The following is a 21,100-nucleotide window of genomic DNA, read 5'->3' on the forward strand; positions in this document are numbered from 1 at the left end:
ATGATCGCCTCCGCGTTTACCCGACTCGCGGCCATTCTGTTGGCGGGCCTGTTGCCCCTGTTCGCGGTGGCCCTGGATGAAGCGCACCCGTTGCGGCTACTGGGCCACTCCCACCTTGAAACCCCCGGCGTTGACCTGGACGAAGCCGATTGGCGCTGGCTGCGCGAGCGGCGCAGCGTGTTGATGGGCGTCTCCGCGCCGGACTACGCGCCGTTCGACCTGAGTAACAATAATGATGAGCTTGAAGGGATCACCGCCGATTATGCGGCGCTGGTGGCCCAGGCGCTGAATATCACCGTCGAGGTACGGCGCTATGACACGCGCGATGAGGTGATCGAAGCCCTTAAGCACGGCCAGGTGGATTTCCTCGGTTCGGCCAATGGGTATGAGGCCGCAGATCCGCAACTGGTGCTGTCGCGCTCCTATGCCAATGATCAGCCGACCCTGGTCACGCGCACCGGGGACAGCCAGGCCCTGAGTGCCGACCTGGCCGGCAAGCGCGTGGCCATGCTCTATCACTACATGCAGCCCGCCGCCGTGCAGGCGTTTTACCCTCGGGCCCACCTGCAACTGTTTGCCTCGACCTTCGAAGCCATTGGCGCCGTGGCCTTCGAGCAAGCGGATGTGTACCTGGGCGATGCCATCAGCACCCGTTATCTGATCAGCAAGAACCACCTCAACAATGTGCGCATGGCGGATTTTTCCGCCCTGGAGGTCAACCCGTTCGCGTTTGCCGTGGCCAGGGGCGATGATCGATTGCTGCGCATCCTCAATGCGGCACTGGCGACCATCCCCGTCAATACGCAGCTGGAGATCCTGCGCCGCTGGAGTGCGGGCAGCAGTGGTTTCCTGGAGGTCGACCGGCTGCGCCTGAGCCAGAGTGAGCAACGCTGGCTGGAGAAACATCCCCGAGTGAAAATCGCGGTGCTCGACAAGTTCCTGCCCCTGTCGTTTTTTAACGCTGAGGGCGAATTCGAAGGGTTGAGCGCCGAAGTGCTGTCCCGGATCAGCCTGCGCACCGGCTTGAAATTCGATGTGGTGAAAGGCAGTTCGCTGCCTCGCCAAATCGACGCGGCCAGCATGGGCGACGTGGACATGATTGCCGTGATCACCCCCAGCAATGAGCGTGCCGAAAAGGTCCGTTTTACCCGACCTTACCTGACCAATCCCTATGTGCTGGTCAGCCGTCTTGATGGAAAAAGCCAGCTCACCCTGGAGGACATGGCTGGAAAACGCCTGGCCTTTATCGGTGGCAATACGTTGGGCGAGCGTATTGCCCGCGACTTCCCGCGCATCGAGTTCGTCGACACCGAGAACCCTGAACAAGCCATGGCGATGGTGGCCAGCGGCGGCGCCGATGCGACCGTACTGTCATTGATCAGCGCGCGCTACATGATCGCACGCTATTACCGTGACCGCCTGCGGGTGACCAGCACGGTCGGCACCGAACCGGCACGCATCACCTTTGGTGTGAACCGTAGCCAGTTGGAGCTGTACTCGATCCTCGATAAGGCGTTGTTGAGCATCACGCCCGAGGAAATGGACGAACTGACCAACCATTGGCGCAGTGAAGTGATCATCGAAGACAGCTATTGGCTGCGCCATCGCAATGCAATCATCCAGGGGTTCGGGCTGGCCGCATTGTTGTTGCTGGTCACCCTGGGCTGGGCCATGTACCTGCGCAATCTGATTCGCAAGCGGGTCCAGGCCGAACGGGCGTTGAGCGACCAGATGCGCTTTATGAGCGTATTGATCGACGGTACGCCCCATCCGATTTTCGTCCGTGATCGCCAGGGTCGGTTGATGGCCTGCAATAACGCCTACCTCGAGGTATTCGGCTTCAGGCTGGAAGACGTGATCGGCAAGACCGTGGTGGAAACCGATACGGGTAACCGGCCGCAAGCCCAGTCCTATCATGACGATTACTTGCGGCTGATGGCGCGAGGTGAGCCGCAGATTCATGACCGCATACTCCGGGTGCCCAGTGGTGAGGTCCTGACCATTTATCAATGGATGTTGCCGTATCGTGATGGCGACGACCATGTGGTGGGCATGATCGCCGGCTGGGTGGACGTGAGCGAACGCCAGCGCCTGCTCGGCCAGTTGCAGGAAGCCAAGGACGAAGCCGACGCCGCCAACCGCGCCAAGACCACCTTCCTGGCAACGATGAGCCATGAGATCCGCACGCCGATGAACGCAGTGATCGGCATGATCGAGCTGGCCCTGAAAAACGCTGAGCAGGGCCGGGCCGACCGTGATGCGCTGGAGGTGGCGTCGGTGGCTTCGCGCGGCATGTTGGAGTTGATTGGCGACATTCTCGATATTGCCCGCATCGAGTCCGGCCATCTGTCCCTGGACCAGGCGCCGGCCAACCTGCATGAGTTGCTGGCGTCGGTGGCGCGGGTGTTCGAAGGGCTGGCGCGAGCCAAGGGCCTGGCGCTGAAAGTGGAGCTCGATCCGTCGCTCGATCGCCCGGTGCTGATCGACCCGCTGCGCTTCAAGCAGGTGGTGTCGAACCTGTTGAACAATGCCATCAAGTTCACCGCCCAAGGCCAGGTGCAGCTCGGCGCTCAAGGGCTGTTAGCGGGTGAGCGACTGACACTCAAACTCTGGGTGCAGGACACCGGTATCGGTATCAGTGCCGAAGACCAGCAGCGCTTGTTCAACCCGTTTATCCAAGGTAGCAACACTGAGCAGTCGGCGCGCAGCGGGTCTGGCCTGGGGTTGGTGATCAGCCGTAATTTGTGCGAAATGATGGGGGGGCAATTGCACTTGACCAGCGTGCTGGGGCAGGGCACACGGGTGGATGTGAGCCTGCCACTGGTCACCACCGACGCCATGCCGTCCCCGGGGTTGGCACCCGCCGCGCACCTGCCGCCGGCGTGTGCCTTGAGCATCCTGGTGGTGGATGACTACCCGGCCAATCGCGTGCTGCTGACTCGGCAATTGAGTTTCCTTGGGCATCGCATTACCACGGCGGAAGACGGTGTACAGGGGCTTGCGCTGTGGCAGACCGGTCACTTCGACGGAGTGATCACCGATTGCAATATGCCCCTGAAGGACGGTTACACATTGGCGCGGGATATTCGTGCGCAAGAGCGTGAGCGTGGGTTGGTGCCGTGCCTGCTGCTGGGGTTTACCGCCAATGCCCAGCCTGAGGAGGTCGAGCGTTGTCGCCAGGCGGGCATGGACGGATGCCTGTTCAAGCCCACCGGCCTGGAAGATTTACGCGCGGCGTTGGCCGTGCGCAGCGCCAGCTTTTCCCCGCCGGAGGCTGAACCCCTGTTTGATCTGAGCGCGCTGATCGCCTTGACGGGCGATGATCGCGCCGCCCTGAAAGAGCTATTGATACCGTTACTCGAGAGTTTGGAAACCGATCGTGCACGGTTGTCGTCCCTGCAGCACCAGGCTGACTTTTCCGGGCTGCACGACCTTGCGCACCGCGCCAAGGGTGGCGCGCGGATGGTCAAGGCACAGGCGCTGATCGAGGTCTGCGAGACGCTGGAGAGGGTGTGTGAGCAGCGCGATCACACTGCGCTGGAGGCGGCGACGCAAGCGGTCGGGGAAGCGATCGGTGATTTGCATCAGCATCTGAGCCGTTATTGCAATCAGCCTTGACTGGGGTTGAGTGCCACTCGGTGGGTTTGGGAGAAATCCTACGCGAAGAGGGAATATGCCTGATTTTGTCTTCGGGATATGTCTGGAAAATGGGCGGCGCTCACTGACGAGCACTGACTGCCTCCCAGGGGTTCGCCATGCCGAATAAAGCACTGACTATCCTGATTGCCGATGAACAGCACCTGCAACGCCTATACATCGAAAAAATGCTCAATCAGCTGGGGTACCACCGGATCGTTCCGGTGCAGACCTTCGAAGAAGTCAAGATTCTCACCGCCATTCCGGCCGAGCCCTTTGATGTGCTGATCATCAATGCGGGGCTGGCGGCCCATGCCAGCGAGCCGCAACCCCAGGTACGCCATGTGCTGGTCTACGACCACCAGGACCTGGGCCAACCGACCGGCGCCACACCGGCGGTGCTGGTGCGCCTGCCCGGCGTGCCGGACCCCATCAACCTTGAACATTTCATGGACATCATTGATCCACCCGAGGCCACTACGGGCCTTCGGGTATTGCCGTGGCTGCGGGAGTTGTCCCGCGTGCCGGTGGCTGGGGTCTAGTCCCACTTCGGTGCGATGCCCTTGGGGCTGGTCAGGCGATGGCCGCGCTCCAGCCCAGCAATCTGTGCCATGTCGGCATCGCTCAAGGTCAGCTCCAGGGCCTTGAGGTTGCTCTCCAGATTGGCGCGCTTGGTCGACGATGGGATCACTGCATAGCCGCTTTGCATGGCCCACGCCAGGGTTACTTGCGCCGGGGTCGCATGGTGGCGTTCGGCGATCTGCTGGATCACCGGGTCTTTCAGCACCTCGCCGTAGGCCAGGGTCATGTAGGAGGTGAGCGGGATACCCTGGGCTGTCGCGAACGCCACCACCTTGCGGTTTTGCAGGTAGGGGTGCAGTTCAATTTGATTGGTGGCGATGTTGTCGGCGCCGATCGCCGCGATGGCCTGCTTCATCAAGTCGATGGTGAAGTTGGAAATCCCGATCTGGCGTGTCAGGCCCAGGCGCTTGGCTTCCAGCAACTGGCCCATGAATTCGGCGACGGGTACCTGGTCTTCCGGCGATGGCCAGTGGATCAATGTCAGGTCCAGATAATCGGTCTTGAGCTTGCGCAGGCTCTCCTGGAGGCTCGGGATCAACTGGCCTTCGGCGAAATTGGCGATCCAGATCTTGCTGGTGAGGAACAGCTCTTCACGGGGGATGCCGCTGTTGGCGATCGCCTGGCCGACGTCGGCTTCGTTTTCGTAGATTTGCGCGGTGTCGATGGCGCGATAGCCCAGTTCAAGGCCGGTGCTGACCGAGTCGATCACCACCTGGCCTTGCAGGCGGAAGGTGCCGAGGCCGAAGGCGGGTACGGTGTGCGTGGGGATAGACATCAGTGACTCCTGAAGGGGGTAAACAATGGCGCCGAGTATCCGCCCGTCGTTCCTTCGGAAAAACCGCTGAATCCGAAAAGGAGTCTTGACTGCAAGTCACGAATGCCGGGAGTGCGGCTATAGGCTTTTCGTTCGCAGTTGGCATGTGCCGTCTATCAGTACTGAAGCGCGGCAGGCGTTCCTTGCGGCGTACGAGCAGCGGCTGCAAGGGCTGGCGGATGAGCAGCCCCTGGTGTTCCCGAAACTTGAGCAGTTCGACGAAGCGCTGCACCCACTTTCCTGAACCGAACATCCATCCCATGGGGGAGGGGGCTTGCCCCCTCCCAGATGCCCATCAGTGGGCTGTGCTGTATTCCCGCAAACGCTCTGCCGCACTGCGCAGTAACTGCTCGGTGCTATCCCATCCCAGGCAACCATCGGTCACCGACACGCCATATTTCATCGACGCGCTCAACGGCTGGCAGCCTTCGAACAGATGACTTTCCAGCATCATGCCGATCAGCGCGGTGTCCCCTCGCAGGCGTTGCTCCAGCACGTCATTGAACACCGCCGGCTGACGCAGCGGGTCTTTGCCGCTGTTGGCATGGCTGCAATCGACCATGATCCGCGCGGCCACCTTGGCCTTGGCCAGGTCGAGTTTCACCTGGGCCACACTCTGCGCGTCGTAATTCGGCCCACGGTGACCGCCGCGCAGCACCAGATGGGTGTCGGGGTTGCCCGAGGTCTGGATGATCGCCGGGTGGCCCTGGCTGTCGACGCCGAAGTGTCGATGCGGGTGGGAGGCCGAGCGCATCGCGTCACAGGCAATCGCGACGCCGCCGTCGGTACCGTTCTTGAAGCCCACGGGCAGGCCCAGGCCGCTGGCCATTTCGCGGTGGATCTGCGATTCGGTGGTGCGCGCGCCAATGGCGACCCAACTGAGCAGGTCGTCGAAGTAGCCGGCGGCCATGGGTTGCAGCAGCTCGGTGGCAACCGGCAGGCCCAGGCGCAGCATTTCGCGCATCAGCTCGCGGGACAGGGTCAGGCCAGCGGCCATGTCGTCGCTGCCATCCAGGTGGGGATCGTAGGCCAGGCCTTTCCAGCCGATAGTGGTGCGCGGTTTTTCGACGTAGGCGCGGATCACCAGCAGCATCTGGTCGCTGACATCCAGGGCCAGCCTCTTCAGGTTGCGCGCGTATTCCATGGCCGATTTCGGGTCGTGGATCGAGCAGGGGCCGACAATCACCAGCAAGCGAGAGTCGTCGCCATTGAGGATGGCACGCACGGCTTGGCGATGGGCGTGGATCTGCTGGTCGAGGAACGGGCTGAGGGGCAACTGGTGCTTGAGCTCAAGCGCGCTGGGCAAACGCTGGGTCAGGGCTTCATTGGCGCTGGTCAAGGCGCTGTTCAGGGCAGAGAGGGGCAGAGCGGCGACGGAGGAGTTCATATTCAAGGCTTCCTGGGCAAGCGGCGGGCTGTTCCCGCACGCTTGGCCCTACTGGGGTGTTCGACAATTGGCCGTATTGGCTACGTGAGTTGGCTTGCCACCGATAGGTGACCGATCGGAGGCGGCAGGCTGTCCCGAGCGGAGCTTGCTAAATCGCCATGCAGTGGAAGTGTCGTAGCGGTAATAAGTGGCGTAGTTCATGACGTGATTCCTTTAAGTGTTCTTGATCAATCAAAAATAGTGGCGGCCTGAAAAAACAAAACCCCCGGTCGGGGAGCCGACCGGGGGTTAGATTTCTCTGGTAGGCGACCCCTTGAGTAGTGGGCGCCGATTTCAGGTATCAGGCGCGCCAGTGGCTAAACCAATACCCAAAATAAAAGCTGACCAGTGCGCTCAAACCGTTAACGCGGGTAGCCACGACCGAGCGCGGGGCGCTGGAAGCAGGGCAAACCTGGGTTTGGGTGAGTTGCAACATGGTATGTCTCCAAATGATGGGAGGAGCTTACTAGAGGCTTGCGGTTGGATTCAATCAGTAATTTCTATTACGTGGAGGTACTTACGACTATGGGGGAGTGCCGATATGCTGGTCGCACTTCGATAATGATTGCGGGGACGCGACCATGACTGCCTTGACCCTTGCAGCAGCCCAAACAACTTCCATCGCGGGCGATGTGCCGGCCAATCTTCAGCGGCACCTGGCGTTTATGCGGGCGGCAGCCGGCCATGGCGTGCAATTGCTGGTGTTTCCAGAGCTGTCATTGACCGGGTATGAACCGTCCCTGGCGGATGAATTGGCCATAGCGCCTGAAGACGCACGGCTGGCGCCACTGCGGGAAATGGCGCGAGAGCTGCGGTTGACGGCGGTGGTGGGCATGCCGATCCGATTGGCTCCAGGTACGGGCGTGTTGATCGGTGCCCTGGTGCTGGGGGCGGATGGCTCCTTGGGGGTCTACACCAAGCAGCATCTGCATCCAGGCGAAGAGGTGGCGTTTATTGCAGGGCAGGGCGGTGCAGCGTTGGAGTGGGGAGATGATCGGATTGCGCTGGCGGTGTGCGCAGATTTCTCCCACTCCAGTCATCCGCGCAATGCAGCAGAATCGGGAGCAAGCGTGTATGCCGCCAGCGTGTTGATCAGCGAGGCTGGCTATGCTGCCGATACCACTCTGTTGCAGGGGTACGCGGCTGAGCACCGCCTGTTGGTAGTGATGGCCAACCATGGGGGGCCAACGGGCGGCTGGACCTGTGCCGGGCAAAGCGCTATCTGGGATGCCGGTGGCCTGGTTGCTGCGGCGCCTGGCACTGGCGAAGCACTGGTCATTGCGCGTCGCGAGGCTGGGCGCTGGACCGGACGGCAGGTGGCGATCTGAAAAGGGAGGGCGTGACGGTATGACATTCCACTTGCGCGCGGCGACGGATCAGGACCGGCTGTTTGCACGTACGCTCACCCGTGAAGCGATGAATCGTTACTACGAGCAATTCGGTTTCATTTGGTCCAATGACGGCTTCGATACAGCCTGGGCGGGACGAGAAAGCTGGTTGATCTGTCGCGACGATGCCGTGATAGGTTTTATCAGCCTGAGCCGGGACGATGAGGCGCTGTTCATCCGCGAGTTACACCTGGTCGAGGCATTTCGCGGGCAAGGCGCGGGCAGTTGGGTGTTGGAGCAGATGGTCCTCAAGACTCGTGCGTTGGGTTTGAGGCGGCTGCGTCTGACGGTGTTCAAGACCAATCCTGCCAGGTTGCTTTATCTCCGGCACGGATTGAATGTCGTCCGGGATGAAGAGTGCTTCTGGCAAATGGAGCGTCTTTGTTAGAGTCTCGACTAAAACAGGCACTGCGCTTTAATTAGCGCATACTGGCGTTACGAAACTATTTCTCTATCGCTGTGCTGGACTTCAGGTTCGTCCAGGATAATCCCTTCTTTCATGCCCAACAGGACCGCCACCTTGTGGGCTTCTCCACGCCGCCCCTTTTTGCGCCCAGCGAGCACTTGATACGTGGTTGCCGGGTCCACGCCGTGTTCCCGGGCGAATGCTTGAACTGATTTACCTTGGTGTTCAAGCCAGGCCTTGGCTTGTGCAGCAGTGCGGATTCCGGGCATAGTTCAAAACCGTTCAAGTTTGTTTAACCAAGGGATCAACGTATCACCTCTTGGGGTGTGCCAATCTAGGATCATACATCCAAATGAGTGCAATCGGTTTGCGTTTAAGGCAAGAAAGAGAGCGACTTGGTCTGTCGCAAAAAAATTTTGGCGAGATAGGTGGCGTAGAGGCCAACGCTCAAGGCAAGTATGAAAACGGAGGGCGCGCACCGAAAGCGGATTACTTGTCGCGTGTTGCAGCAAAAGGTGTGGACATCCTGTACGTGTTGACCGGTACTCCCACTCCAACGCAACTGGAGAACCTGAGTCATCTCGAAGAAAAAGTCCTGGGCAACTACCGGGCAATGTTCAAGGAGGACCAGGATGCGATCCGGCGCTTGACCTCAACCTTGGCGGAGCTTTCATCGATAGTGAACGAAAAACTCAAGTCGCTGCCCTAGGATTCCTGACCTTTTGCCCAGGAAACAACGCTGTTCCTCACCCGAGGAACAGGCGCAGCGCGTTTAAACTCTATATATATGACACTTGCAACTAGGTCTGTGCCTTGGTTTTTGCTAAGGTGCTCGGCAACCTATAAGACCATATCGCGAGGTGTCTGCTTGATTAGGGTGCTAGTAGTCGATGACCATGATCTCGTTCGTACAGGCATTACACGAATGCTGGCTGACATCGATGGCCTGCAAGTAGTCGGCCAGGCTGAATCGGGGGAGGAGTCCCTGATCAAGGCTCGGGAATTGAAGCCCGATGTGGTGTTGATGGACGTGAAGATGCCTGGGATTGGCGGTCTTGGCGCCACCACCAAGTTGTTGCGCAGTCACCCGGACATCAAGGTTGTAGTGGTGACCGTGTGTGAGGAAGACCCGTTTCCGACCCGCCTCTTGCAGGCAGGGGCGGCGGGTTACCTGACCAAGGGGGCGGGCCTGGCAGAGATGGTGCAAGCCATTCGCCTGGTGTTTGCAGGCCAGCGTTATATCAGTCCACAGATTGCCCAGCAGTTGGCCATCAAATCTTTCCAGCCCACCAGCGACTCGCCTTTCGATGCGCTGTCCGAGCGGGAAATCCAGATCGCCTTGATGATTGTCGGTTGCCAGAAAGTGCAGACAATCTCCGACAAGCTGTGCTTGTCGCCCAAGACCGTCAATACCTACCGCTATCGGATTTTCGAGAAGCTCGCCATCAGCAGTGATGTTGAATTGACCCTGCTCGCGGTCCGCCACGGCATGGTGGGCGCCAGCGCCTGACATGACCACACCGTTTGATCCAAGTGCCTTCCTCTCAACCTGCAGTGGTCGCCCCGGCGTGTACCGCATGTTCGACAGCGAGGCACGCCTGCTCTATGTCGGCAAAGCCAAGAACCTGAAAAACCGCCTGGCGAGCTACTTTCGCAAGAGCGGTCTGGCGCCCAAGACGGCCGCCCTGGTGGCGCGCATCGCCCAGGTCGAAACGACCATCACGGCCAATGAAACCGAAGCGCTGCTGCTGGAACAGACGCTGATCAAGGAGTGGCGGCCGCCCTACAACATCCTGCTGCGCGACGATAAATCCTACCCCTACGTGTTTTTATCCGACGGTAACTTCCCGCGCTTGAGCATCCATCGTGGCGCGAAGAAGCAGAAGGGCAAGTACTTCGGCCCTTACCCCAGCGCCGGCGCCATCCGCGAAAGCCTGAGCCTGCTGCAGAAGACCTTTTTCGTGCGCCAGTGCGAAGACAGCTTCTACAAGAACCGTACGCGGCCGTGCCTGCAATACCAGATCAAACGCTGCAAGGCGCCCTGTGTGGGTCTGGTGGAGCCGGCGGAGTACGCCGAAGATGTACGTCACTCGGTGATGTTCCTCGAAGGTCGCAGCAATGCCCTGACCGATGAACTGTCCGGTGCCATGGAGCAGGCAGCCAGCACCCTGGATTTCGAGCGCGCTGCCGAGCTGCGTGACCAGATCTCCCTGTTGCGCCGTGTGCAGGACCAGCAAAGCATGGAGGGCGGCACCGGCGACGTCGACGTGGTCGCGGCTTTCGTCAACCCGGGCGGCGCCTGTGTGCACCTGATCAGCGTGCGTGGCGGGCGGGTGCTGGGCAGCAAGAACTTCTTCCCGCAGACCGGTATCGACGAGGAAGTGGCCGAAGTCATGGCCGCCTTCCTTGGCCAGTACTACGTCAGCAGCCCCGAGCGCGACTTGCCGTCCGAATTGATCGTCAATGTGGTGCATGAAGATTTCCCCACATTGATCGAGGCGATCCACGAACTGCGTGGCCGCGAGCTGGACATCAGCCACCGCGTGCGCGGCACCCGTGCCCGCTGGCAGCAACTGGCCGTGACCAATGCCGAGCAGGCCCTGGGGGCACGTCTGGCCAATCGACAGCACGTGGCCGCACGCTTCGAGGCCCTGGCCGAAGTCCTCAACCTGGACGAGCCACCCCAGCGCCTGGAGTGCTATGACATCAGCCACTCCAGCGGCGAGGCGACGGTGGCCTCGTGCGTGGTATTCGGGCCGGAGGGGCCGATCAAGTCCGATTATCGGCGCTATAACATCGAAGGCGTCACCGCTGGCGACGACTACGCCGCGATGCACCAGGCCCTCACGCGCCGCTTCAGCAAGTTGAAGGACGGGGAGGGCAAACTGCCCGATATCCTGCTGGTCGATGGCGGCAAGGGCCAGTTGTCCATGGCCCGTGACGTGCTTAACGAACTGGCGGTGCCTGACCTGATCCTACTCGGCGTGGCCAAGGGGACCACGCGCAAGGCCGGTTTCGAGACGTTGTACTTGAATGATGCCGCCCATGAGTTCACCTTGAAGGGCGACTCCCCCGCGCTGCACCTGATCCAACAGATCCGCGACGAGGCGCATCGTTTCGCCATTACCGGCCATCGCGCCCGTCGCGGTAAAACCCGGCGAACTTCAACGCTGGAAGGGGTTGCCGGGGTTGGCCCGACACGCCGACGCGATCTGCTTAAACATTTTGGTGGCTTGCAGGAGCTATCCCGTGCCAGCATTGACGAAATTGCCAAAGCTCCCGGTATCAGTAAAAAGCTCGCTGAGTTGATTTATGCCAATCTGCACAGCGAATAGAATGCCTTCTCACCTCGTAGCCAGTTGTGCCGATGAATATCCCTAATCTGATCACCGTTCTACGCGTTCTCCTTATTCCGATTTTCATTCTGTTGTTCTATTTGCCGTACGAGTGGAGCTATATGGCCTCCAGTTCGGTATTTGCTTTTGCTGCCGCAACCGACTGGCTTGATGGCTACCTGGCTCGCCGCCTGGAACAGAGCACGCCGTTCGGCGCATTCCTCGACCCGGTGGCCGACAAATTGATGGTCGCCGTGGCCTTGGTCCTCCTGGTGCAAGAGCACGGTAACCTGTGGTTGACCTTGCCGGCCGCCGTAATCATCGGGCGCGAGATCGTTGTCTCGGCCCTGCGCGAATGGATGGCCGAAATTGGTGCCCGTGCCCATGTGGCAGTCTCGAACATGGGCAAATGGAAAACCGCCGCGCAGATGCTTGCACTGGTGATCCTGCTGGCCAACCCGTCGGATTTCACCTTCTGGGTGCTGCTGGGCTATGCCTTGCTCCTGATCGCCGCTGGCCTGACGTTGTGGTCCATGCTCCAGTATTTACGCGCTGCCTGGCCGCATCTGCGTACCACCGTTGAAAAGAAATAAAACTTTTTTGAATCAAGGGGTTGACGGGTGGTGAGGATTCTATAGAATGCGCATCACCAAGACGCGGGAATAGCTCAGTTGGTAGAGCACGACCTTGCCAAGGTCGGGGTCGCGAGTTCGAGTCTCGTTTCCCGCTCCAATTTATGATCTACAGACATCCACTGACGTCTGTAAGTCATTGAAATCAGGACCTTCGGGTCCTTTTTTCGTTCTACCGACATCCATTGAAAACCACTGACAGCCAGGACTTTTAAGTCCATTTTTAAGTCCATCAATACGGGCGTGGCGGTTTCCGGATAGTCGCTGGAGGAGCGAGGTCGACGCGGCAATGATTTGGTCCTGACCGAAAGTTCAGGAGCTGGAGCATGGCACTCTCCGATCTGGTTGTCCGGCAGGCGAAAACGACCGGCAAGACGTACACCCTCAACGATCTCGACGGCCTGTCCCTGGCCGTCTCGCCCACTGGCGGCAAGTCGTGGCACTTCCGCTACTACTGGGCTAGCAAACAAAAGCGTATGTCACTGGGCACATACCCCGAGGTCAGTCTCCGGGATGCACGGGTGTTGCGCGACGGCGCCCGGGTTCTGTTGACCAAGGGCGTCAACCCCCGCGTCCACCGTAAGCAGAAGCGGCAATTCGTCCAGCTCGCAGACCAGAGCACGTTCAAGGTGGTGTTCGACAAGTGGGTGGTGCACCGCAGCCTCGTGCTCAAGGAAGGGCGGCAAAGTACGCTGTCGCAAATCCAGCGCATCTTTGCCAAAGATGTGTTGCCCGCGCTCGGACGTTGCTCAATCTACGACATCCAGCGCCCCGACCTGCTGGACGTCCTGGCGAGGATAGAGCGCAGAAAGGCGCTTACCACTGCCGAAAAGGTCCGTACCTGGTTTCGCCAGATGTTCCGTTATGCACTGGTGATCGTTCCCGGGCTGTCTCAGAACCCTGCCTTCGATCTGGATGTCATCGCGCTGCCTCAACCTCCTGTGCGCCATAACCCGTTCCTGCGCCTGCCCGAGCTACCGGCCATGCTTCAGAAACTCCGCCAGTATCCTGGTAAGCTGCAGACCCAGCTGGGTCTTCGCTTGCTGCTGTTGACCGGAGTGCGCACCGGAGAGTTGCGGCTGGCCACGCCGGACCAGTTCCATCTCGACAAGGGTCTCTGGATCATCCCGCCTGAAGTGGTGAAGCAGTTGCAGCTCGAACTGCGCAAGGAGGGTAGGGGATCCCGCGATATCCCGGACTACATCGTGCCGCTGTCAGTCCAGGCCCTGGAGGTCGTTCGCCACCTGCTAGGCCAAGTCAAGCCGGCCCAGACTTACCTGCTTGCCCACTATAGTGACTTGAAAAAGCGCATCAGCGAAAACACCCTCAACGCCGCGCTGACAAGAATCGGGTACAAGGATCAGCTGACAGGGCATGGCATCAGAGGAACCCTGTCCACCGCCCTCAACGAAATGGGTTATCCAAAAGCCTGGATCGACGCCCAACTCTCGCATGCCGATCCTGACAAGGTGAGTGCGGCATACAACCATGCCGAATACGTGGAGCAACGCCGTCGGATGATGCAGGACTGGGCCGATCGTCTCGACCTGCTTGAACAGGGGCACGTGGGGAAAGCCAGTCGGCATCTGACCATTCAGATTGATGGTATCCCGGCATTGCTTGGCACAGAGCCTGATGCTGTGTCACACGGGGCTGATCGGAGTGAGGATGAGAGGTCGTCCTTGGACAGGTCTAAAACCCAGGTGCCGCTGAAAGGCGACGGGGTTGCGGTCCGGCGGCTGGCCGCCGTGCAGGTCAAGCCTGAACCGGTGGCGAAGTTGCCAGTTTCCAACCTGCAGCGCGAGCGAATGGAAATGCTTGAAACCTACGAGGCGCCTGGCAATCTGCCGGTGTCGCAGTTCGCCAAGCTGGCTGGAAAATCCCGGGACCAGGTCAATCGCGAGATCAAAGCAGGCAAGCTGCTGACGCTCACCATGGGCAATCGCGGTCAGCGCGTACCGGAGTGGCAACTCGATCCGCTAAAGCAGCAACTGGTACATGGGGTTCTACGGCAGACTGCCAGCGTCGATACCTGGCTGGTGTACAAGGCTCTGGCGAGGCCGATGGATTGCTTAGGTGGGCGGTCAGCCGTTGAGGCTATCACTCCGGATAATTTCCGCGAGACCACCGAAATGGTGTGTGATGCTCTCAGCATTTAGGAGGGTTATTGCGGCAATATGGGGATTACGGTCTGGTCTATCAGTTGCAGGCACAACTTTAAGACCTCTGATTCATCCCCAATCCTGTGACTGATAACGATTGGGGAGGTCGCTGGCGGATCCAGCAGTGGTGTATAGCCGATGTCTTCGCGATGCAGGCGTTGTACTGACGACGGCACCAAGGTAATACCGATGCCTGCAGCCACCAGGCCGATGGCTGTCTGCAGTTCGTTGGTCATTTGTGCTATGCGGATTTTAAGACCATTGCGGCTAAAAAGTTCCAGTACATGGTCGGCGTAGCTAGGCCGCACGTTGCCTGGATACAGCACGAATGGCTCGTGTGCTAGTTGCTCAAGGCTGACTGGCCCAGCCAGCAGAGGGTGCCCGGCGGGCAGGGCGGCCACCAGCGGATCTTCGCGAATCACCTTTTGCACCACAGCTGCATCGTCGATATGAATCCGGCCGAAACCTATGTCGATACGCCCAGTCTTCAGCGCTTCGACTTGCTGCAACGTGACCATTTCCGACAACCCCAGCTCAATATCTCCACTGGCGCGCAGCCGACGGATCAACTCTGGCAGAGCCCCATACAGTGTCGACGGGGCAAAACCGATGCCTAGCCAACGCCGCTGTCCTTTGTCGATGCGCCGGGTGTCATCGCAGACTCGGCTTAACTGCTCCAGCAATTGAGAAGCATGCTCGTAAAAAAAACGCCCCGCCTCAGTCAGGCGCAGAGGGCGAGAGCGTTCGAGCAAGACCACGCCAAGCTCGGCCTCCAGCTGCTGAATCTGTCGGCTCAGCGGCGGTTGCGCCAAGTGCAACTGCTCGGCGGCGCGGGTGAAATTGAGGGTTTCCGCGACTACGCGGAAGTAACGCAAATGACGAAGCTCCACCATACCTCCAAGGTATTGAACCAGACCAAAGGAACATTGGACCCTTATGTTCCGGGAGCGCAACCTCGACTTCAGGAAAAGACAGCACGGCGAACATGGATTCAACGCCATGACGCCTCGATTAGATCTCCACCGGATTTAACCATGATTAGCATCGAAAGCCTGCAAGCTGTCATCGTCGACCTGCCGACCATTCGCCCGCACAAACTGGCGATGCATACCATGCAGAACCAGACACTGGTCATTCTCCGTCTGCGTTGCAGCGATGGCATCGAAGGCATTGGTGAGGCCACCACCATCGGCGGCCTGTCGTATGGCAACGAAAGCCCGGAAAGCATCAAGACCAACATCGACACTTACTTCGCGCCCTTGCTCATCGGTCAGGACGCCAGCAACCTGAACTTTGCCATGTTGCGCATCGAACGGGCTGCGCGGGGTAACACATTCGCCAAATCAGCGGTTGAGACGGCGCTGCTGGATGCTCAAGGTAAGCGTCTGGGCCTGCCAATCGCCGAGCTGTTGGGCGGGCGCGTCCGTGATGGCCTAGAAGTGGCTTGGACCTTGGCCAGCGGCAACACCGAGAAAGACATCGAAGAAGCTGAGCGCATGCTCGACGTTCGTCGCCACCGCATTTTCAAGCTGAAGATCGGTGCGGGTGAACCAGCCAAAGACATCGCTCATGTGGCTGCGATCAAGCGTGCCTTGGGCGATCGCGCCAGCGTGCGGGTCGATCTCAATCAAGCGTGGAGTGAAGCGACGGCGCTGCGTGGCTGTCAGATGCTCAGCGATGCCGGGGTTGATCTGATTGAACAACCGATCTCCCGTCAGGACCGTGAGGCGCAGGCGCGGGTCAGTGCCCGCAGTCCGGTGCCGATCATGGTCGATGAAGCCATCGAGAGCGTAGAGGACAGCTTTGCTCTGGCGCGTGCCGGTTCGGCGCTTGTATTTGCTTTGAAAATCGCTAAGAACGGCGGCCCGCGCGCCGTGTTGCGTACAGCGGCGATCGCAGAAGCGGCAGGCATCTCACTGTATGGCGGGACCATGCTCGAAGGCACGGTGGGCACCTTAGCTTCAGCTCATGCCTTTGCCACTCTGAGCAAGATCGAATGGCATACCGAGCTGTTCGGCCCATTGCTGTTGACCGAAGACGTGGTGGTTCAGGCTCCGGTTTACCACGACTTCCAATTGATGATCCCCACGACCCCTGGCTTGGGCCTTGAACTGGATGAAGAGCGATTGACCTATTTTCGCCGGGATCGTTGAACGCTAGAAAACACCGGTGGAGGCGATTTTCGTAGAAGAGTGTTCTTGCCCGCAAAGCCGTCGCCACATCCGACTTCTTGGGTGCGTGGCACGCCGTATATTGCGAGCGGACGCGCTTAGGGGTCGTGGCAGCCAGTAATAACGAGAAAAGAGGAATCCCAATGCTATTCCACGTACGTATGACCGTGAAACTGCCGGTGGACATGCCTGCCGAACAAGCTAGCCGCCTCAAGCAGGATGAAAAGGAACTGTCTCAACGCCTGCAGCGTGAGGGGACTTGGCGCCACCTTTGGCGTATCGCTGGTCAATACGCCAACGTCAGCATTTTCGACGTCTTAGACAATCAGGCCCTGCACGACACGCTCATGCAGTTACCCCTGTTCCCCTACATGGAGATCGAGGTCGCGGCCCTATGCCGTCACCCATCTTCTGTTCACGATGATGATCATTGATTGCCGACCTGAATTGACCGCTTCCCCGGATTGACCACTGGGTGAGCCAAAAAAAACAAGATGAGGAACCCGCCATGACCGTCCGTATTTCCCAGACCGCCGAAGTGCAGGCTTTTTTCGAACAGGCCAGTGGCTTTGGCACCGATCGGGGCAACAGCCGAGCAAAGGCGGTGGTGCACCGGGTGCTGAGTGATTCGATCAAGATCATCGAAGACCTGCAGATCACTCCGGAAGAATTCTGGAAGGCCGTCAATTATTTCAACGAACTGGGCCGCCGCCAAGAAGCCGGGCTGCTGGTGGCCGGCCTGGGCCTTGAACATTATCTTGACCTGCTGATGGACGCCGAGGACGAGGAGGCCGGTCGTACCGGTGGTACGCCGCGCACCATCGAAGGCCCGTTGTATGTGGCGGGTGCGCCACTGTGCGAGCATGAGGCGCGCCTGGACGACGGTCAGGACCCGGGCACCGTGTTGTTTATGCAGGGCCAGGTGCGCGACACCGACGGCAAGCCACTGGCCGGGGCCATCGTTGATGTCTGGCACGCCAACACCGGTGGTACCTATTCGTACTTCGATACCACGCAATCGGAGTTCAACCTGCGTCGCCGTATCGAAACCGACGCCGAGGGCTGTTATCGTTTCCGTAGCATCGTGCCGTCGGGTTATGGTTGCCCGCCGGACGGTCCGACCCAGCAACTGCTGGATCAACTGGGTCGTCACGGGCAGCGTCCGGCCCATGTGCACTTCTTCATCTCGGCCCCGGGTCATCGTCACCTGACCACGCAGATCAACCTGGCCGGTGACGAATACCTGCATGACGACTTTGCCTATGCCACCCGAGATGAGTTGATTGCCGACATTCGCTTCGTCGACGATGAGCGACAGGCCAAAGCGCGGGGCATCACGGGACGATTTGCCGAAATCGACTTCGATTTCGTGCTGCAGTCGACCGCCGAGCCCAAGGCCGAACTCCGAGCCGAGAGGATGAGGGCGCTGGAAGCCTGAATCATCCCGACCGTATGTCGTGCTGCCCCGGACGAACGGGGCGGCACCGTACCTGCGAGTTGGCGTGGCAGCGCGAGGTATAGCTCACGAACCCGGCCAGTGCCGACTGTGCCAGGTTGGTCAATTTTAAGCCCATAGGCATGCTCAACTTAGTCTCCCTCATCTCGAATCGGTAAGACAGACGCTTAAGAAGCATTTTCCCAGCGCTGGGCACGCCGAGGTACTCGCTTCTAAACTCCGCTGCGGCGCCTAAAAACTCATCTGATCGTTCGAAAGGCAGTTTGCCAGTACCGAGCTATGCTTCCCATTCTGGAGTATTTCAAGGAGAGATCCGATGTCTGCCGTGCAGGACCAAGGCGTACCGGTTGTCAACGAGTTTGAAGCATGGCTTGGTGAGCGAAGCCGTTGGTTGCAAACAGCAGCCAAGAACCTCATCGATACCAAAAGGCCTCCTACGGATGATGAAATTGCAGAGCTGGCTCGGCTTTGCATGATTGAATCCAGCAAAGCTGACGACCCGGGTTTTCGCATCGTGGCGCCAGGCTCCCTGGCCCTAGCTGCAAACCGTCTCCCCATCCGAATCGACGGCATTTCAGAGGTATATGGATTAAACGCCATAAAAGCTGGAGCAGAGCTCCCGTTTGGCGCTGGGAACATCACTGTGTTTTATGGCCAGAACGGCTCAGGAAAAAGCGGCTACGCACGACTTCTAAAACAGGCGTGTGGCTCTAGGTCAAAGGACGACATTCACCCTAACGTGTTCATTGAGGAATCAGAGCCCTGCCGGGCTCATTTCCATCTTTCAGTTGGAGGAAAAGCTGGAACAATCGAGTGGACTCTCGCAGACGGAGCGCATTCGAAGCTTCGCCACTCTCAGATTTTTGACTCTAGAACAGCCACCCAGTACATGGGCAAGAACGAGGCAAGCTACGAGCCTAGCCAGATGAAATTCGTGGCAGCGCTGATCGCGGTATCAGACCGAGTGAGCGACCATTTAGGAACACAAAAAAAAGCACTGGTAAGTTCGTTGCCCCAATTTCCATTGGATTTAGGCATTACCGAAGAAAGTAAATGGCTTGTCGGACTTAAGCCTGTAACAACTACGGCAGTTGTCGACAAAACCTGTCTCTACACCCCTGAACAGGACTCGGAACGAGTAGGTATCGAAGGTGCATTGGCTCAGAAAGATGTAGCCGGACGATTGGCTGCAATCACAAAAGAAAAACAAGGGTTGGCTAATGTTCAGTTGTCGATGAATTCGCTCAAGAGCAAGCTTTGCGATGACGCTGCCCAAGCAGTTATAAATGCTCGATCCGACGCGAAAGCTAAACGTGAGGCAGCACAGAAATCAGCTCAACAACTATTCGCTGAAGCCCCTCTCGAAGGTGTAGGTGAAACGATGTGGCAACAGCTATGGGCACAAGCTCGACTGTTCTCCCAAACGCACGCCTATCCAGGCGAGGCATTCCCTGTTGTTGGTGATGAGGCGAGATGTGTGCTCTGCCAACAGGAGCTCAAAGATGGCTCTGCTGATCGGTTAAGGCACTTCGAACAGTTTGTCGTCGACGGCCTGGAACGTGCGGCCAAGGATGCGGAAGACAAACTCAAAGGCTTGCTGCGCGCACTCCCACAATCACCTACCGAGCAAGATTGGTTGGCGCATATGTCACTACTCAAGATAGACCATCAACACGCCATTGATCTGCACGCGGCGTTGGTAAAAAGGCGGGCCGATTTGGATACGGCAGAGCAAATAAAAGCCGTTGATGGGTTCGATTGGTCGACTGTAGATCAGGCATTGGCCGAACAATTCCAAACGCTAGGTACGGAAGAAAAATCGCTAAACGAACTGCTTCAAGATGGCCAACGTCAGCATATGGAGGAACGAGTCCGCCAACTGAAAGGGATTCAATGGTTGGCTCAGAACAAGCAGTCAATCCTGGCTGAGCGAGATCGGCTGATAGCCGTTGACCTCTACGGAAAAGCGATTCGGCTGGCCGCGACAAACTCGCTCACGACAAAGAATAATGACCTGGCAAGATCCGAGGTAGAGGCTGGCTATCAAACTCGTTTTGCCGCCGAACTCAAACTACTAGGTGGTTTGAGGCTGCCTGTAGCTCCGCAAAGTAAGACAGTCGGCAAAGGTCGAACTACTTTTGGCTTGGCGCTCGTCGGAGCCAAAGGCGTCCGACCGCCGGAACAAATCCTGAGTGAAGGAGAAACACGGATTGTTGCGCTCGCTGCCTTCTTGGCAGACATCACCGGTTCGAACCAGGTAGCCCCTTTCATCTTCGACGACCCGATCTCCTCACTGGACCAAGACTTTGAAGAGCGAGTTGTCGCGCGGCTCGTTGATCTTGCGCAGACCCGCCAGGTCATCATCTTCACGCACAGATTGTCGTTGGTCACCCTCCTAGACGCCGCCGTGAAGAAAGTAGCAGACCATCCGGATATTCCGAATATTATCCATGAGGTTAAAACCCTTCGACGTCTCGACAAAACATCAGGAAATTTGACCGGACAAAGCGCCCGCGACTCAAAACCCAAGACAGCCATTAACAAGCTCTTGAATGAGTCTTTGCCCAAGCTTAAAAAACATCAGGTCGATGGCGACGCAGAGAGCTATGACCTCATGGCCAAGAGCGTTTGCAGTGACTTCCGGATAATCGTAGAGCGTGCTGTCGAGGTAGTCCTGCTGAACACTGTCGTGCTGCGATTTAGGCGAGAGGTGATGACTAAAGGGCTCATCAGACAGCTGAGTAATATCACCCAGGAAGACTGCGATCTGATCGACGATCTGATGACCCGATATTCTGTCTACGAGCACTCACAATCGGATGATCTGCCGGCTGTTCCGCCGGAGCTAGACCAGCTCGAGACAGATATGAAATCGCTCTCAGATTGGATGGGTGAATACTCAAAACGAGTGGCATAATCTCTCTCCAAACGAATCAGCCACAGACGAAAAATCTGTGGTTTTTTTGGTGTCAAAATCTCTGGTACCGCTCGGTATTTTGGATGTGACCGGACGGGTAAGTGATCTACCTCCTACGTGGATACGCGTTCACTTGTCGTTGCAGCCTCGCCGCTTTGTATTATTCCGTGCTGCC

At 58.5% G+C, this 21,100-nt stretch carries 17 protein-coding genes, 1 tRNA gene and 1 pseudogene; 15 read left to right on the forward strand and 4 right to left on the reverse strand.

The genetic code is table 11. The features are described from left to right. Together ACODSV_RS13165 and ACODSV_RS13170 are read left to right on the forward strand one after the other, a co-directional pair. Window positions 1–3,618: a transporter substrate-binding domain-containing protein gene (locus tag ACODSV_RS13165; protein ID WP_150054678.1), complete on the forward strand. Its 3,618-nt coding sequence runs from the start codon at window positions 1–3 to the stop codon at window positions 3,616–3,618. 137 nt (window positions 3,619–3,755) lie between these two features. Further along, complete coding sequence (locus tag ACODSV_RS13170) at window positions 3,756–4,178, forward strand: ANTAR domain-containing protein (protein WP_024074528.1); 423 nt, start codon at window positions 3,756–3,758, stop codon at window positions 4,176–4,178. Here the strand turns inward: ACODSV_RS13170 and dkgB are convergent. Further along, the gene (dkgB, locus tag ACODSV_RS13175) at window positions 4,175–4,993 is read right to left on the reverse strand and encodes a 2,5-didehydrogluconate reductase DkgB (protein WP_150054677.1); all 819 of its coding nucleotides are present in this window, start codon (window positions 4,991–4,993) and stop codon (window positions 4,175–4,177) included. The genes ACODSV_RS13170 and dkgB overlap by 4 nt on opposite strands. A gap of 136 nt (window positions 4,994–5,129) precedes the next feature. On the opposite strand from dkgB, the pseudogene ACODSV_RS13180 reads away from it, so the two are divergent. Beyond that, window positions 5,130–5,276, forward strand: a pseudogene (locus ACODSV_RS13180) (NAD(P)H-dependent oxidoreductase); the annotation flags it as partial. 51 nt (window positions 5,277–5,327) lie between these two features. On the opposite strand, the gene ACODSV_RS13185 reads toward ACODSV_RS13180, so the two are convergent. Continuing rightward, window positions 5,328–6,419, reverse strand: coding sequence for a 3-deoxy-7-phosphoheptulonate synthase (locus ACODSV_RS13185; protein WP_150054676.1), 1,092 nt, complete (start codon window positions 6,417–6,419; stop codon window positions 5,328–5,330). Between the two features lie 620 nt (window positions 6,420–7,039). Between ACODSV_RS13185 and ACODSV_RS13190 the strand changes: the two genes are divergently transcribed. Both ACODSV_RS13190 and ACODSV_RS13195 read left to right on the forward strand, forming a co-directional pair. Then, complete coding sequence (locus ACODSV_RS13190; RefSeq protein ID WP_150054675.1) at window positions 7,040–7,786, forward strand: carbon-nitrogen hydrolase family protein; 747 nt, start codon at window positions 7,040–7,042, stop codon at window positions 7,784–7,786. A 19-nt stretch (window positions 7,787–7,805) separates the two neighbouring features. Beyond that, window positions 7,806–8,234, forward strand: coding sequence for a GNAT family N-acetyltransferase (locus tag ACODSV_RS13195; RefSeq protein WP_150054674.1), 429 nt, complete (start codon window positions 7,806–7,808; stop codon window positions 8,232–8,234). A 47-nt stretch (window positions 8,235–8,281) separates the two neighbouring features. Here ACODSV_RS13195 and ACODSV_RS13200 read toward each other — a convergent pair whose 3' ends face one another. Continuing rightward, window positions 8,282–8,521: a DNA-binding protein gene (locus ACODSV_RS13200; RefSeq protein WP_150054673.1), complete on the reverse strand. Its 240-nt coding sequence runs from the start codon at window positions 8,519–8,521 to the stop codon at window positions 8,282–8,284. Between the two features lie 83 nt (window positions 8,522–8,604). Here ACODSV_RS13200 and ACODSV_RS13205 point away from each other — a divergent pair, with 83 nt between their 5' ends. From ACODSV_RS13205 to ACODSV_RS13230, 6 genes are all read left to right on the forward strand, one after another. Further along, window positions 8,605–8,961 (forward strand): helix-turn-helix domain-containing protein, encoded by a 357-nt coding sequence (locus ACODSV_RS13205; protein WP_150054672.1) that lies wholly within the window; start codon window positions 8,605–8,607, stop codon window positions 8,959–8,961. Between the two features lie 159 nt (window positions 8,962–9,120). Next, the gene (gene gacA / locus ACODSV_RS13210) at window positions 9,121–9,762 is read left to right on the forward strand and encodes a response regulator transcription factor GacA (RefSeq protein ID WP_489045589.1); all 642 of its coding nucleotides are present in this window, start codon (window positions 9,121–9,123) and stop codon (window positions 9,760–9,762) included. A 1-nt stretch (window position 9,763) separates the two neighbouring features. Next, entirely contained in the window at window positions 9,764–11,587 is a 1,824-nt protein-coding gene (gene uvrC / locus ACODSV_RS13215) for an excinuclease ABC subunit UvrC (RefSeq protein WP_024074542.1), read from the forward strand. Window positions 11,588–11,619: 32 nt separating this feature from the next. Then, window positions 11,620–12,180: a CDP-diacylglycerol--glycerol-3-phosphate 3-phosphatidyltransferase gene (pgsA, locus tag ACODSV_RS13220; RefSeq protein ID WP_012723427.1), complete on the forward strand. Its 561-nt coding sequence runs from the start codon at window positions 11,620–11,622 to the stop codon at window positions 12,178–12,180. 63 nt (window positions 12,181–12,243) lie between these two features. Beyond that, window positions 12,244–12,319: transfer RNA gene (locus ACODSV_RS13225), tRNA-Gly, on the forward strand. A gap of 226 nt (window positions 12,320–12,545) precedes the next feature. Beyond that, window positions 12,546–14,378: a tyrosine-type recombinase/integrase gene (locus ACODSV_RS13230; protein WP_489045592.1), complete on the forward strand. Its 1,833-nt coding sequence runs from the start codon at window positions 12,546–12,548 to the stop codon at window positions 14,376–14,378. A 5-nt stretch (window positions 14,379–14,383) separates the two neighbouring features. On the opposite strand, the gene ACODSV_RS13235 is transcribed toward ACODSV_RS13230, so the two are convergent. Next, complete coding sequence (locus ACODSV_RS13235; RefSeq protein ID WP_489045594.1) at window positions 14,384–15,271, reverse strand: LysR family transcriptional regulator; 888 nt, start codon at window positions 15,269–15,271, stop codon at window positions 14,384–14,386. Window positions 15,272–15,415: 144 nt separating this feature from the next. On the opposite strand from ACODSV_RS13235, the gene ACODSV_RS13240 reads away from it, so the two are divergent. The 4 genes from ACODSV_RS13240 to ACODSV_RS13255 all read left to right on the forward strand — a co-directional run bounded on the left by ACODSV_RS13240 (window position 15,416) and on the right by ACODSV_RS13255 (window position 20,925). Beyond that, entirely contained in the window at window positions 15,416–16,534 is a 1,119-nt protein-coding gene (locus tag ACODSV_RS13240) for a muconate/chloromuconate family cycloisomerase (RefSeq protein ID WP_489045596.1), read from the forward strand. Window positions 16,535–16,695: 161 nt separating this feature from the next. After that, on the forward strand, window positions 16,696–16,986 hold the full coding sequence (gene catC, locus ACODSV_RS13245; protein ID WP_489045598.1) for a muconolactone Delta-isomerase: 291 nt from the start codon (window positions 16,696–16,698) through the stop codon (window positions 16,984–16,986). Between the two features lie 74 nt (window positions 16,987–17,060). Next, on the forward strand, window positions 17,061–17,990 hold the full coding sequence (gene catA, locus ACODSV_RS13250; RefSeq protein ID WP_489045600.1) for a catechol 1,2-dioxygenase: 930 nt from the start codon (window positions 17,061–17,063) through the stop codon (window positions 17,988–17,990). Window positions 17,991–18,324: 334 nt separating this feature from the next. Further along, a complete protein-coding gene (locus ACODSV_RS13255; RefSeq protein ID WP_489045602.1) occupies window positions 18,325–20,925 on the forward strand; it encodes an AAA family ATPase in 2,601 nt (866 codons plus the stop codon). Window positions 20,926–21,100: the final 175 nt, after the last annotated feature.

The sequence above is a fragment of the Pseudomonas sp. FG86 genome, assembly GCF_057808775.1.

Coding starts and splice junctions, on each gene's coding strand:
- ACODSV_RS13185 (WP_150054676.1), bottom strand. CDS start 6,419: ATGAACTCCTCCGTCGCCGCTCTGCCCCTCTCTGCCCTGAACAGCGCC.
- ACODSV_RS13255 (WP_489045602.1), top strand. CDS start 18,325: ATGTCTGCCGTGCAGGACCAAGGCGTACCGGTTGTCAACGAGTTTGAA.
- ACODSV_RS13190 (WP_150054675.1), top strand. CDS start 7,040: ATGACTGCCTTGACCCTTGCAGCAGCCCAAACAACTTCCATCGCGGGC.
- ACODSV_RS13230 (WP_489045592.1), top strand. CDS start 12,546: ATGGCACTCTCCGATCTGGTTGTCCGGCAGGCGAAAACGACCGGCAAG.
- pgsA (WP_012723427.1), top strand. CDS start 11,620: ATGAATATCCCTAATCTGATCACCGTTCTACGCGTTCTCCTTATTCCG.
- catA (WP_489045600.1), top strand. CDS start 17,061: ATGACCGTCCGTATTTCCCAGACCGCCGAAGTGCAGGCTTTTTTCGAA.
- catC (WP_489045598.1), top strand. CDS start 16,696: ATGCTATTCCACGTACGTATGACCGTGAAACTGCCGGTGGACATGCCT.
- dkgB (WP_150054677.1), bottom strand. CDS start 4,993: ATGTCTATCCCCACGCACACCGTACCCGCCTTCGGCCTCGGCACCTTC.
- ACODSV_RS13195 (WP_150054674.1), top strand. CDS start 7,806: ATGACATTCCACTTGCGCGCGGCGACGGATCAGGACCGGCTGTTTGCA.
- ACODSV_RS13170 (WP_024074528.1), top strand. CDS start 3,756: ATGCCGAATAAAGCACTGACTATCCTGATTGCCGATGAACAGCACCTG.
- ACODSV_RS13165 (WP_150054678.1), top strand. CDS start 1: ATGATCGCCTCCGCGTTTACCCGACTCGCGGCCATTCTGTTGGCGGGC.
- uvrC (WP_024074542.1), top strand. CDS start 9,764: ATGACCACACCGTTTGATCCAAGTGCCTTCCTCTCAACCTGCAGTGGT.
- ACODSV_RS13240 (WP_489045596.1), top strand. CDS start 15,416: ATGATTAGCATCGAAAGCCTGCAAGCTGTCATCGTCGACCTGCCGACC.
- ACODSV_RS13200 (WP_150054673.1), bottom strand. CDS start 8,521: ATGCCCGGAATCCGCACTGCTGCACAAGCCAAGGCCTGGCTTGAACAC.
- ACODSV_RS13205 (WP_150054672.1), top strand. CDS start 8,605: ATGAGTGCAATCGGTTTGCGTTTAAGGCAAGAAAGAGAGCGACTTGGT.